The following is a 13735-nucleotide window of genomic DNA, read 5'->3' on the forward strand; positions in this document are numbered from 1 at the left end:
CCGAAAATAAAAAGAGCCTTGTAGACAAAATACCTACAAGGCTCTTCAGTAGAGTGTAGGTACAACGGGAATAACCCTTGTACCTACACGTTTTCACGCTAGGTTCAAGGGTTTCATGTATGATGATGTAGTTGTGTAAGCATTGTAATAGATTGCACGATATTCATAATACTTACTCCCTTTCTCCTCTGATTTTCACATAGTATATAACAGTTAATTTTGAATGTAAATACATTTTTAATATTCCGTCACTTTTTTTAATGTAAAGCCACTTTTCTTTCATACTCTTTTATTTCTTGTTCATATTGCATTGTAATACTAATTTCATCTAAACCATTCAATAACTTCTCTTTCCACATTTTCTCGATTGTAAAATGGAATCTATGCATATTCGTTATAATTATTTCATTTTCTAAATCAACTGTAATTTGTTCCCTCGCATCTGTTTTTGCAAGTTGTTCACGCATATCTTTATCCATTACAATCGGTAACATGCCATTCTTCATACAATTCATATAAAAGATATCGGCAAATCCTCCAGCGATAATAACGCGGAAACCATAATCAGCAAGTGCCCATGGAGCATGTTCTCTAGACGAGCCACATCCAAAATTATCACCTGTGATTAATATGCTGGCTCCTTTTCTTTCTTGTGCATTAAGCGGGAAATTAGGGTTTTCTTGGCGATTATTATCATATCGCCACTCATCAAATAAAAACTTCCCAAACCCAGTTCTTTCAATTCTCTTTAAATATTGCTTCGGAATAATTTGATCTGTATCAATGTTATCATTCATCAGTACTGCGGCAGTACCTTTATGAATACGAAATGGCTCCATCATAACTCTCCTTTCTAATATCAACAAAATGACCATATAACGCAGCCGCTGCCGCCATTGCCGGGCTAACTAAATGCGTTCGTGCTCCCTTTCCTTGTCTTCCTTCAAAATTGCGATTGGACGTAGAGGCACAATGTTCTCCTTCAGGCACTTGATCTGGATTCATACCTAGACACATTGAGCATCCGGGCTCTCTCCATTCAAATCCAGCTTCTTCAAATATGCGATGTAATCCTTTATGCATCGCTGCTTCTCTTACCCTTTGAGATCCAGGTACAACAAGTGCTCGCACACCTTCTTTTACTTTTTTACCTTTCACGACAGATGCAGCAATTTCTAAGTCAGAAAGCCTGGAATTTGTACAAGATCCAATGAAAACATGTTGAACTGGAATGTCATACGTACTTTGTCCGGGACTCAATCCCATATAAGAAAACGCTCTTTCATCATTTGCATCATGCTTTTCTGGCAATTTCTCATCGATCCGAACACCCATACTAGGATTTGTTCCCCACGTAACGTACGGCGCTAAATCCGTAACATCTACTAGAATATGTAAATCATAAACTGCATCTAAATCTGTATAAAGTTCTGACCATTTTTCCTTAATAGATTCATAGTCTTTCGGTGCATATTTACGCCCTTTTACGTAAGCAAACGTTTTTTCATCTGGTGCAATAATGCCAGCCTTTGCTCCCCCTTCAATTGCCATATTGCAAAGCGTCATCCTCTCTTCCATATCCATAGCATGAATGGCCTCTCCGTAAAATTCCATTACGTAACCTGTTCCAACTGCTACTCCGTACTTTGAAAGAAGGTGTAAAATAATATCTTTCGCATAGACACCTTGGGGTAACTTTCCTTTTAACTCAATGCCCATCGCTTTCGGCTTTCGTTGCCATAACGTTTGCATTGCCAATACATGTTCCACTTCACTCGTACCAATACCAAACGCTAGTGCGCCAAAAGCACCGTGTGTTGCTGTATGACTATCACCACAAACAATCGTTTTTCCTGGCTGTGTGAGTCCAAGTTCTGGTCCTATTACATGAACGATCCCTTGCTCTTCATCTCCGATATCCGCTAATGGCACCTGAAATTGTTTACAGTTTTGCCGAAGTGTATCTAGTTGCTGCTTCGCAATGCGGTCGGTAATATTCCAAACATCTTTCGTTGGAATATTATGATCCATCGTTGCAAATGTTAAATCTGGTCTGCGGACTGTTCGATTTGTAAGCCGCAAGCCTTCAAAGGCTTGCGGTGACGTTACTTCATGAACAAGATGTAGATCGATATATAATAAATCCAATCCATTTTCATTAGTCGCAACTACATGTCTTTCCCAAAGCTTATCTAGTAACCTTTTTCCCATTATCTTCCTCTCCCTACTAACGCTTGCTCTTCCATTTCTTGAATAACTGCCTTTGTAAATGAAGTTGTCGTTTCAGTCCCCCCGATATCTGCTGTACATTTCCCTGATTTAAGGACTGCAGAAACTGCTTCTTCAATTGCATCTCCTTCTCTCGTTAATCCGAACGATTGCCCAAGCATCATTGCAACAGAACGCATCATCGCAATTGGATTCGCCTTATTTTTCCCCGCAATATCCGGTGCTGATCCGTGAATAGGCTCATATAATGAAGGTCCCTTTTCAGCGTGACTTGCTGATGGAAGCATTCCTAATGATCCAGCTAATACTGAAGCCTCATCACTTAAAATATCACCAAATAAATTTTCCGTTACAATAACGTCAAATCTTCCTGGATTCCGAATTAATTCCATAGCTGCTGCATCTACTAAAATGTGTTCTACTTCCACATTTGGGTAGCGAAGTGCTACTTCTTCTGTCACAGTTCTCCATAATTTACTAGACTCTAAAACATTCGCTTTATCAATAGATGTTACTTTTTTCTTCCGCTTATTTGCTAATTGAAAAGCATACGAAACGATACGTTCAATTTCATGGCGATGATACGTAAGTGTATCTGTCGCCACTTCTTCCGTTCGCTCTTTCGGATAAGAAAAATAAATTCCGCCTGTTAATTCACGAACGACAACGAAATCAATTTCATCAGCGTTTTTTAATGGTGATAAATGTGCAGTTGCACTTTCTACCGTTACAGGGCGAACATTCGCAAATACACCGAGTCCTTTTCTTAATGCTAATAATCCTTTCTCAGGCCTTTCTTTCGCACTATCCCACCTTGGTCCACCTACTGCGCCAAGTAAAACCGCATCACTCGCTAAACAGGCGGCAAGTGTTCGCTGTGGTAATGGTTGCCCAGTTAAATCGATAGCAATACCACCAAAGTACTCATCTTGCAAATGAAAATGATGTCCATATAGCCTTTCTACCATATGCAATACTTCCTTCGCACTCTCCATTACTTCTGGACCGACACCATCACCAGCTAAACAAACGATACGTTTTTCCATTTTTAACACTCCTTTTAACTGAATTTTCAGAACTTTAATTTGATAGGTGAGGAAAGCTTCTCTCACCTATCAATTATTTATTTCACAAGCGCTATAAGAGATTTTAATTTCCCTGCTGCATGGACATAAGCCCTCGCCGACGCTTCCAATACGTCTTGCGCAACTCCGAAACCTGATATTTGGTGACTACCTTCTTTTAATTCAACATGAACGTGAGCAAGTGCATCTTGACCTTGTGTAATAGATTGTATGCGATAATCTGCCAATTCACATTCTAATCCTAAAATTCTTTGAATCGCATTGTATATCGCTTCAATACTACCAGAACCCGTGGCTGCATCTTCATATACATTTCCTTCCTCATCCTTCAGCACAACTGTTGCGCATTGTGTACTATTTGATACGAAATGCACTTGTAATTGCGTAATGTTATATTGCTGGGCTGCAAATGCTGCTTCACCAAGCATAATTGCGCGTAAATCTTCCTCAGTAATTTCCTTTTTACGATCCGCCAATTTTTTAAATGCTTCGAATGCCGCATCTCGCTCTTCATTTGTAAATTCATAACCAAGCTCTTTCATTTTTTCCGTAAACGCATGACGGCCAGAATGTTTCCCAAGTACAAAGAGATTTTGAGATTCTCCTATAAGCGCTGGTTCGATAATTTCATAAGTTGTTACTTCTTTTAAAACCCCATCTTGGTGGATGCCTGATTCATGAGCAAATGCATTCGCTCCAACGATTGCTTTATTTTTCGGTACAACCATACCCGTTAACCTGCTTACTAATGTACTCGTCGCCTTAATTTCTTTTAAAGTCATCGAAGGTTCTGCTTTATAAAAATCTTTTCTAATATGAAGAGCTACTGCAACTTCTTCTAACGCTGCATTCCCTGCTCTTTCTCCAATGCCATTAATCGTTCCTTCTACTTGCACTGCTCCCCCTTCAACCGCAGCTAACGAATTTGCTACTGCCATACCAAGATCATCGTGACAATGACAAGAAAAAATCGCTTTTTCATATGATGGAACGGATTCTTGTAAGTATTTAAAAAGAGAATAATACTCTTCCGGATTTGTATATCCAACTGTATCCGGAATATTAATTACATTCGCTCCTGCTCGAATCGCAATTTCTACTGCTTCAGCTAAAAATGCTCTCGATGTTCTTGTCGCATCTTCTGCAGAAAATTGTACTGTCGGAAATAATGATTTTCCGAGCGTAACCGAGCGATGAATACTATTTAACACATCTTCTTTTGACATACAAAGTTTATATTTCATATGAATATCACTCGTAGCTAGAAATACGTGTAGACGAGGAGATACAGCGCCTCTCACAGCTTCATATGCTCTTCGAATGTCACTTTCTTTCGCTCTAGCTAAACTCATAACCGTAGCGTTTTGAATTGTATTCGCGATGCGTTTTACCGATTGGAAGTCACCTTCGGAAGCTGCCGCGAATCCAGCTTCCATTACATGAATACCAAGCCTCTCTAATTGCCTAGCAATTTGTAACTTCTCTTGTTCATTTAAATTTACTCCTGGTGATTGTTCGCCATCACGAAGCGTTGTATCCATGAACAAAATCTGCTTCATATTATTTAATCCCTACCTTTACTCGCGGCTGTACGAAAGGCATCATTTCACGTAATTTACGTCCTACTACTTCGATTTCATGTTCATTCTCTTTCTCATTTGTCGCGTGGAAATTTGGTCTTCCTGCTTTATGCTCTGCAATCCAGCCTCTTGCAAATGTACCATCTTGAATTTCTGCTAATACTGCCCCCATCGCTTTCTTCGTATCTTCAGTAACAACGCGTGGTCCTGATACGAAGTCTCCCCACTGCGCTGTATCTGAAACTGAATATCTCATATTTTCAAGTCCACCTTCATACATAAGGTCAACGATTAGCTTCAGTTCATGTAAACATTCAAAATATGCAAGTTCAGGCTGGTATCCCGCATCAACTAACGTTTCAAATCCTGCTTTTACAAGTGCAGTTACTCCGCCGCAGAGTACAGCTTGCTCTCCAAATAAATCTGTTTCTGTTTCTTCTTTAAACGTCGTTTCTAATACACCAGCTCTCGTTGCTCCAATTCCGTCAGCATAAGAAAGTGCTTTTTCAGTCGCAACTCCTGTTGCATCTTGATATACTGCAAATAATGCAGGAACAGCCCCTCCCTCGGCGAACGTACGGCGTACGAGATGCCCCGGTCCTTTTGGCGCTACTAGAAATACATCTACATTCGCTGGTGGTTTTACTTGATCAAAGTGAACATTAAATCCATGTGCGAACACGAGAGAGTTTCCAGCCTGTAAATTTGGTGCAATTTCAGCTTCATATACTTCTGGTTGTAATTCATCAGGTAATAGAATCATTACTACATCAGCTTTTTCCGCTGCTTCTGCTACTGTATATACAGAAAACCCATCTTCATTCGCTTTATCCCAAGACTTACCTTTTCTTAAACCTACTACTACATCAAATCCGTTATCACGTAAATTTTGCGCATGCGCATGACCTTGCGAGCCATATCCGATGATTGCTACTTTCTTTTCCTTTAATACATTTACTGTTACATCTTTCTCATAATAAACTTTTGCCATTTTCATTTCCCCCTATATTTAAATGATTATTGAATTAACATAACTTGCTTATCTTGTTTTTTCATACTACGTGTAAATGCTGTTACACCTGTTCTAGCAATTTCTTTTAAACCGTATGGACGAAGTAATTCAATTAACGCTTCTACTTTATCTTGCGTACCTGTTACTTGCACAACTATGGAATCCTTCCCAACATCTATTACAGCGGCTCGAAATGGTTCAATTAAACTATATAATTCTGCCCTCGCTACAGAAGTTGCTACTTTAATAAGAGCAAGCTCTCTAGCAATCATTGCTTCTTCTGTAATATCTGATACTTTCAGAACATCGATTTGCTTATGAAGTTGTTTAATTAACTGCTCAACTTGCTGTTCACTTTCAACGTGTACAACAATCGTCATTCGCGATATATCTGATGATTCTGTATGACCTACTGAAATACTTTCAATATTAAAATGTCTTCGTGTCATAACCCCTGTAATTCGGTTTAACACACCACTTTGATTTCGAACTGTCGCTGTAACAATTCTCTTCACCCTTTTTCCACTCCCTCCATTTGGTGAACACCTTTTCCTGGTGCAACCATCGGCATAACCTTCTCTGATTGAAGTACACGACAATCGATTACGACTGGCTCTTGTAATTCGATCGCATGCTGGATTTGCTTCTTTGCAAGAAGTGGATCGTCAATACGAACACCTTTTATACCATACGCATTCGCAAGAGCGACGAAATCTGGTTGGCATGGCAATAAAGAATGTGAATATCTTTGATTGTAAAATTCATCTTGCCATTGTCTTACCATTCCTAAAGCTTCATTATTTAAAATAAATACTTTAACGGGTAAAGCGTGTTCTTTTAATACACTTAATTCTTGCAGAGTCATTTGAAACCCAGCATCACCAACAATTGCAATAACTAGTTCATCTCTCTTTGCAATTTGCGCACCGATTGCTGCTGGAAATCCGAACCCCATCGTTCCTAATCCGCCAGAAGTTACCCATTTATCTGGATTTTTCAGTGGATAATATTGCGCTGCCCACATTTGATGTTGCCCAACGTCTGTTGTTACAATCGCTTCTCCTTTCGTGATTTCATATAGCATATCAATCGCGTATTGAGGTTTAATACTTTCAGAATTTCGTTTATAAGAGAATGGATACTTTTCTTTTCTATTCTTTAATAAAAATAGCCATTCATGATGATTTTCTTTCTTTCCTTCTGATTGAAGCAATACTTCTAACGCCCGCTTAGCACTTGCAACAATAGGAATCTCTGTTGGCACATTTTTCCCAATTTCTGCTGGATCAATATCGATATGTGCAACAGTTGCCCCTTTAGCAAAAAAATCTAAATTCCCAGTAAGACGATCGTCAAATCTCGCACCTATATTAATGAGTAAGTCGCATTCATATAACGCCATATTGGCTGTGTAAGAACCGTGCATTCCCCCCATCCCTAGAAATAGCCCATCATCTGGCGGAAAACCACCAAGTCCAAGTAACGTATGCACAACAGGGATTTCATATTTACGGGCAAAACTTGTCAATTCTTTCGAAGCTTTCGCATGCAGTATACCTGCTCCAGCTAAAATTAACGGTTTTTTTGCGGTTTCAATTGCTTGTAGTAATTTGTTTATTTGAAGTAGATTCGGTTCATAATTAGGGTTATATCCTGGTAAATCCATTTGTACATTGCTACATCGCTCACCTTTCTCGACTACCATATCTTTCGGAAGGTCAATAACGACTGGTCCTGGTCTTCCTGTTTTAGCAATATGAAATGCTTCTTTAATAATTCGAGGTAAATCTGAGGCCTTTCGCACTTGATAGTTATGTTTTGTCACTGGCATCGTAAGTCCCATAATATCCGCCTCTTGAAAAGCATCGCTCCCAATTAACGTTGTTGCTACTTGGCCTGTAAATACAACAAGTGGCAATGAATCAATCATCGCATCCGCTAGACCCGTAATTACATTTGTAGCACCTGGGCCACTCGTTGCAATTACAACCCCTGGGTTCCCTGTAATTCTGGCATACCCTTCAGCAGCGTGAATTGCCCCTTGCTCATGCCTTGTTAAAATATGCGGAATTTCACAATCATACAATGCATCATAGAGAGGTAAAACGGCACCACCCGGATAACCGAAAATCACTTTTACGCCTTCCTTTTCTAGCGCTTCTAACAATAGCTGTGCACCAGTTGCCAGTTTCTCTTCCGTTTTTGAAGACATTGTTCTTATAAGCCCCCTTTTTCAAACTTTTATACAATAAAAAAATCCTACGTCCACACTCCAGCTATGTGCTGAAGGGACGAAAGATTTCGCGGTACCACCCTTCTTTGCAAGAATACTCTTGCCTCAGTGATCCATAAATGGATCTAGCTAATAACGGAGCTACCGTCTAAGCCTAGACAAATGCTTTAGCTTAGCACTCAAGGGCGATGTTCGTCGACGTGAACCATCGGTTTTCAGCAACCACCGACTCTCTGTGAGGCTTCACAATCAACTACTCCTCCCTATCAACGCTTTCTTATGTTAAAAAAGTTGTTATCCAACTTTATTTTCTTCGTAAATTTTCTCTCCATCTTCTACAACTAACTTACGAAACTCTTCTAATAAACGGTTCGTATGTGGACCTGTTTGCCCTAAGCCAATCGTTCTACCATCTACTGTCGTAACAGCAATAACTTCAGCAGCTGTTCCTGTTAAAAACACTTCATCAGCTACATATACATCATGTCTTGTAAATAACTCTTCTCTTACGTCATATCCAAGTTTTTCGCCGATTTCTAAAATGGCGTTTCGTGTAATACCTTCTAACGCTCCAGCAGAACTTGGTGGTGTAATTAATTTATTTCCTTTAACAATAAACACGTTATCTCCTGAGCCTTCAGCTACATATCCTTGATCATTTAACATAAGTGCTTCTTGTACTCCAGCTAATTTCGCTTCAATACGAACTAAAATATTGTTTAAGTAATTTAAAGATTTTACTTGAGGGGATAAAACATCGGGACGATTTCGGCGCGTTGCAACTGTTACAACTGGAATCCCTTTCTCATAATATTCTTGTGGGAATAAAGATAATTGTTCTGCAATTACTACTACATTCGGCTTCTTACATGAATCGGGATCCAATCCAAGATTTCCTGCTCCTCTTGATACAACAAGGCGAATGTATCCATTAGATAATTTATTTTGTCGAATCGTCTCAACAACAATATTTGTTACTTCATCTAATGAATATGGAATTTCTAAAAGGATTGATTTTGCTGATTCATACAACCGGACAAGGTGCTCTCTCAAACGGAAAACATTACCGCTATAAACTCTAATTCCTTCAAACACTCCATCGCCATATAAATAGCCATGATCATATACTGAAACTTTTGCCTCATCTTTTGGAACAAATTCTCCATTTAAGAAAATCCATTGCTCATTCACTAGAAGCGCCTCCTATGTTCTATGAATTTTTTATTGTTTCCTAGTTTACTCTCCTTTCTAAATAAATCAAGTGAATTTTTAGAAAATTTATAATTTTTAATCGTACGTACTTCTTTACTTATATTGATTTAACAACATTGTTAACGTTTACAAAAAGTCAAAAAATTTTTTTCGCCAATTTCCACTAAAAAAATATTTGTTTAAAAGAAGGATTTTCATCAATTGATGCGAATCTATTGTATTCAATAAACGGACGTCCGATTTTATAAATCCGGGAATATATAACGACTTTTGCTGAAAAAGGGGGAAAATAACAAAAATAGCGCTGTCTAAAAATAACATTCATATTTTTCATTTCGTAATCATAATCCTATTTTTAAAAAACAATTTGTCAAAATGAAGGAGGAAATAAATATGGCGTGTGTACAAATTAAAGGAACGAGACAAGAGGTAGTAGAAATGCTGCAATTATTTGATCTAATGGATACGAAAGGTTTTTGTAAATTCGATAATTACGTAGAGGTAGAACCAAATACGCAAGAACATAATCATTTTATTGCTTCAATCGACATCCATTCAAATACTTCTTCTGCCCAAGATACATTAAACGATCAATTCGTTAGTCAAATGCTTACTGGCGTATATAACGACTAAACAAAGATTTACTTCCTACCGTCTTTTCATAAATGCAGTGAACTTGAGCATACTAGCAATTAGATGGTAGGAGGTGAGAATTATGGCTAGAATTGGCGTTGAAAACTCATTAACAGACGTTCAACAAGCTCTTCAGCAACAAGGTCATGAAGTTGTTACACTTAACTCAGAACAGGATGCACAAGGGTGTGATTGTTGCGTTGTAACTGGGCAAGATTCTAATGTGATGGGCATTGCAGATACATCAATTAAAGGATCAGTCATTACAGCTCACGGTTTAACAACGGATGAAATTTGTCAACAAGTTGAAAGTCGCACTTAAAAAATGAAAGAGGACTCCTTTTAAAAGGAGTCCTCTTTTTTATATTCACCTAACGGGAAAGTAACATATACTGGATGAAAGCCCTACCTCTCTCTCATCATTACGGTTCCACTGACCGCTCCTTGATTCACTAGTATACATATATAGCTTACAAATACAATTTATAGGGTTTGTTCACAAAAGTTGTTGATAAAATTACCCGATCTTTCGCAAACTTTTCGTATTGCATTCATAAGAGATATTTACTTTACACTAGCTGTAACCGAGACACGAATTAAAATTCTAACACCAATACAATAACTTGTCAATATTTTTCCGCAAATTAAAAACAGACATTAACGGTTTGTCTGTTTTAGAATGGAGCTTTTTCTTTTATTACATATACAACAAAGCCGCTTACTAACATAAATAAGCCAACTACTAAGTTTTTGATATTAATCATAAATTCCTCTCCCTTATTCCACACATCATATATATTTACATTTCAATTATTCCGATCATCCTAAAGCGCACTTTTTCTAATATATCATAATTCCTAAAAAATGCAAGTTCACTTTTGACGACCATTCACAAATTTATCTACAGTGCTTGGTACAGTATTTAAAGCCTTTTCAATTAAATGTGTACTGCTGTTGAGATGTAATACTTGCACTCCATTAGAACCAACTACTAAAAAAGCTACTGGACTAATGGAAACCCCAGCCCCGCTTCCTCCTCCAAATGGATGCCCTTGTTTGTTCTCTTTATGCTGATTTTGCCCACCGTTATGTTTTTCAGTAATGAAATCCCCTTTAAAATCACTTCCACCAGCTCCAAAACCAAAAGCCACTTGAGATACTGTTAATACTACATTTCCGTCAGCTGTTGAAACCGGGCTCCCAACAATTGTATTTACATCTACCATTTCTTTTAAATTTGTCATTGCCGTTTTCATTAAATTTTCAATTGGATGTTCCATTATGTATTGCACCCTTTCCTCATTATTCCTTTTTATATTTTCCAAAATAGAGGAAGTCATACTAACTTTTCCTATTTCAAGAAAACATTTTCCTCCTTTTAAAAGATACTACTCCCTGTACATGCTCCGGTATAGTGAAACTTTAATCAGTGGGATGTGTACGTAGCTCGACTCTCACAAATAGCGGGATAAAAAAGAAAAAGAGATACATACTACTATTGAACCTTGTTATGAAAGGAGTCATGACTTTGACTGAGAAATTTGATGATTATAAAAGAAAAGATAGAATAGATAGTGATTATAGTGACTATAAAGAAGAGTACGCCGCTGAGGTTGCACCACAACGCATTGATTATGATTACAATGATAAAGACGATAAAGATGTTGTAAAATCGTCCGCTGCTGGATCAACTGCTGGTTTTATTGCTCTTGCGCTATCTATCTTATCGCTGTTTACATTTCCAACACTATTTGGTCTTGTTTCTGTTTTACTCGGTATTTACGCTTATAATCGCGGAGCTACTGTAACTGGCGGTATCGCTGCAGTTGTCGGTGGAATTGCTGCACTTATCGCAATTTTATTCCGAGTAGCACTTATTGGTCTATTGTTCTCCCTGTTCTAAAAAAGAAAAAGGTATCTCGCTTAACGCGGGATACCTTACCCTGTAAACACATCTTCCGATGGATATTTTATTTTTTGTTTTGCTGGTCGCGCTAAAGAGAACACAAGTGTTAATGGTCCAATTAATCCGCAGAACATAACAAACATAATAATACATTTTCCGAATGCCGATAGCTTTGCAGTAATTCCCATCGTTAATCCGACTGTGCCAAACGCTGATATTGTCTCAAATAATAATTGAATAAAGCTGAAGTTTTCTGTAAGCATTAATATGAATACCGCTGCTAAAATAAGTATTTGACTGGCAACAGCAATCGCTAAGGCCCTCGTTACTGTCGACATTTTAATTGTACGCTGAAATAAAACAATTTCCTCCTTTTTTCTAAAGAAAGAAAGGACAGATGTAATTAAGATAACAAACGTCGTTAATTTAATTCCTCCACCTGTCGATACACTTCCTGCACCAATAAACATTAAAATCATCGTAAATAATATAGATGATTCTTCCATACCTCCATAGTCAACCGTATTAAATCCAGCTGTCCGCGGAGTAATACCTTGAAAGAAGGAAGCCCATAGTTTTTCATTTAAAGATAAATTCCCTAACGTCTTCACATTATTATATTCCAATACAAAAATCACAATCATTGCTATAATATTTAGCACTACTGTTCCAATAATCATTATTTTTGAGTGAAGTGATAATTTTCGAAAACTGCGGCTATACCATATATCAATTAATACGGTAAAACCGAGTCCCCCAATTACAATTAAAGAGCAAATCCCAATATTAATAATGGGATCCCCTACATATCTTGTTAAATTATCTGGCCATAAAGCAAATCCTGCATTATTATAAGATGCAATTACATGAAAAATACTATAGTATAAACCTTTTCCAAAACCAAACTCTGGAATAAAGCGAAACGATAAAAAGATGACCCCAATAAGTTCAATACAAATCGAAAATATAAAGACACGCTTTACTAATTTTACAAGACCACCTATATTTGTTTGATTAAATGCTTCTCCAATTAATAAACGATGGCGTAATCCGATTTTTTTACCTAGTACCCAAACAATTAAAATGGCAATTGTCATAAGGCCTAGACCACCTGTTTGAATTAAAAACATAATAACAATTTCGCCAAACATCGTAAATGTACTTGCTGTATCCACTACTCCCAAACCAGTTACGGTCGCTGCTGACGTTGCTGTAAAGAAAGCATCTACCCAACTAATATGTACTTTCGTTGCGAATGGTAATTTTAATAACAAACCGCCAACCACAATTAAGCAGAAAAAGCCTAATGCTAATATTTGTGGTGGGTTTAATCGTATAAGACGATTATACAGCCCTTGTTTTTTTGTTACGTCCATATCACTAACTCCCTTATTAAAGTGAAGCTTTCCCCTCATACAATAAAAAGCTTTTTAAAAGCCCTTAAATAATTGGGACAAACCTTATATTCTCATAATATAGTTGAGCATAATCCTTTTTTTCATAGATTACAACTTTTATTTATATTCAGATTCCTTTTCGTTTTATGCTGGAAAACTCTATATCCTAACTCAATATTGCTAGCAATAACAATTTCATATGTACTATTTTTCAAATCCCCATATCTTTCACTCTATGTTCACATAGAGGTCACATCCACCTTTTATAGTATATGTATCGAAGCTGTTCCTCCCTAATTTATAAGACATTCCCCAGTGTCTTTGAATAGCTTCCATCCCTAATTAAATTGACATAAATTGTCCCCTTCCTTGACCATCTTATATATGATGGTCTTATTTTTTTGTCTTTCTATCTTTTATTTAAAACTCCCTCTCTCTTTCACTCTAT

At 37.5% G+C, this 13735-nt stretch carries 14 protein-coding genes and 1 other annotated feature; of the genes, 3 read left to right on the forward strand and 11 right to left on the reverse strand.

The genetic code is table 11. The features are described 5' to 3' along the window. Positions 1 to 257 precede the first annotated feature (257 nt). The 8 genes from leuD to ilvE form a co-directional block, all read right to left on the reverse strand. A complete protein-coding gene (leuD, locus tag ACTFR3_RS09580) occupies positions 258 to 839 on the reverse strand; it encodes a 3-isopropylmalate dehydratase small subunit (protein ID WP_000433187.1) in 582 nt (193 codons plus the stop codon). After that, a complete protein-coding gene (gene leuC / locus ACTFR3_RS09585) occupies positions 817 to 2211 on the reverse strand; it encodes a 3-isopropylmalate dehydratase large subunit (protein ID WP_440044376.1) in 1395 nt (464 codons plus the stop codon). The genes leuD and leuC overlap by 23 nt, the downstream gene beginning before the upstream one ends. Next, positions 2211 to 3275: a 3-isopropylmalate dehydrogenase gene (gene leuB, locus ACTFR3_RS09590; RefSeq protein WP_000415363.1), complete on the reverse strand. Its 1065-nt coding sequence runs from the start codon at positions 3273 to 3275 to the stop codon at positions 2211 to 2213. Before leuB ends, leuC begins: the two co-directional genes overlap by 1 nt. Before the next feature lie 77 nt (positions 3276 to 3352). Next, the gene (gene leuA, locus ACTFR3_RS09595; RefSeq protein WP_000809600.1) at positions 3353 to 4873 is read right to left on the reverse strand and encodes a 2-isopropylmalate synthase; all 1521 of its coding nucleotides are present in this window, start codon (positions 4871 to 4873) and stop codon (positions 3353 to 3355) included. Position 4874: 1 nt separating this feature from the next. Beyond that, complete coding sequence (gene ilvC / locus ACTFR3_RS09600; protein WP_001151740.1) at positions 4875 to 5885, reverse strand: ketol-acid reductoisomerase; 1011 nt, start codon at positions 5883 to 5885, stop codon at positions 4875 to 4877. 26 nt (positions 5886 to 5911) lie between these two features. Then, complete coding sequence (ilvN, locus tag ACTFR3_RS09605; RefSeq protein WP_000822952.1) at positions 5912 to 6421, reverse strand: acetolactate synthase small subunit; 510 nt, start codon at positions 6419 to 6421, stop codon at positions 5912 to 5914. After that, positions 6418 to 8118 carry an acetolactate synthase large subunit gene (gene ilvB / locus ACTFR3_RS09610; protein ID WP_440044377.1) on the reverse strand — a complete coding sequence of 567 codons (1701 nt, stop codon included), beginning with the start codon at positions 8116 to 8118 and terminating at the stop codon, positions 6418 to 6420. The genes ilvN and ilvB overlap by 4 nt, the downstream gene beginning before the upstream one ends. A gap of 72 nt (positions 8119 to 8190) precedes the next feature. Continuing rightward, positions 8191 to 8418: a binding site (T-box leader), on the reverse strand. Between the two features lie 15 nt (positions 8419 to 8433). Beyond that, a complete protein-coding gene (ilvE, locus tag ACTFR3_RS09615) occupies positions 8434 to 9330 on the reverse strand; it encodes a branched-chain-amino-acid transaminase (RefSeq protein ID WP_001005486.1) in 897 nt (298 codons plus the stop codon). 414 nt (positions 9331 to 9744) lie between these two features. On the opposite strand from ilvE, the gene ACTFR3_RS09620 reads away from it, so the two are divergent. Together ACTFR3_RS09620 and ACTFR3_RS09625 are read left to right on the forward strand one after the other, a co-directional pair. Beyond that, complete coding sequence (locus ACTFR3_RS09620; protein ID WP_000752514.1) at positions 9745 to 9984, forward strand: DUF3911 family protein; 240 nt, start codon at positions 9745 to 9747, stop codon at positions 9982 to 9984. A gap of 82 nt (positions 9985 to 10066) precedes the next feature. Beyond that, a complete protein-coding gene (locus ACTFR3_RS09625; RefSeq protein WP_000101022.1) occupies positions 10067 to 10306 on the forward strand; it encodes a YkuS family protein in 240 nt (79 codons plus the stop codon). Between the two features lie 352 nt (positions 10307 to 10658). Here the strand turns inward: ACTFR3_RS09625 and ACTFR3_RS09630 are convergent, their stop codons facing one another. Beyond that, a complete protein-coding gene (locus ACTFR3_RS09630; protein WP_000608227.1) occupies positions 10659 to 10748 on the reverse strand; it encodes a hypothetical protein in 90 nt (29 codons plus the stop codon). Positions 10749 to 10856: 108 nt separating this feature from the next. Further along, complete coding sequence (ytfJ, locus tag ACTFR3_RS09635) at positions 10857 to 11324, reverse strand: GerW family sporulation protein (protein ID WP_000204234.1); 468 nt, start codon at positions 11322 to 11324, stop codon at positions 10857 to 10859. A 188-nt stretch (positions 11325 to 11512) separates the two neighbouring features. Between ytfJ and ACTFR3_RS09640 the strand changes: the two genes are divergently transcribed. Further along, positions 11513 to 11887 (forward strand): hypothetical protein, encoded by a 375-nt coding sequence (locus ACTFR3_RS09640; protein WP_000136542.1) that lies wholly within the window; start codon positions 11513 to 11515, stop codon positions 11885 to 11887. A gap of 35 nt (positions 11888 to 11922) precedes the next feature. On the opposite strand, the gene ACTFR3_RS09645 is transcribed toward ACTFR3_RS09640, so the two are convergent. Next, complete coding sequence (locus ACTFR3_RS09645) at positions 11923 to 13266, reverse strand: TrkH family potassium uptake protein (RefSeq protein WP_000383524.1); 1344 nt, start codon at positions 13264 to 13266, stop codon at positions 11923 to 11925. Positions 13267 to 13735 lie beyond the last annotated feature (469 nt).

Origin of the sequence: Bacillus cereus group sp. MYBK14-1, from assembly GCF_051916885.1 — a bacterium.
In the GTDB taxonomy this organism is placed as follows: Bacteria; Bacillota; Bacilli; order Bacillales; family Bacillaceae_G; genus Bacillus_A; species Bacillus_A cereus.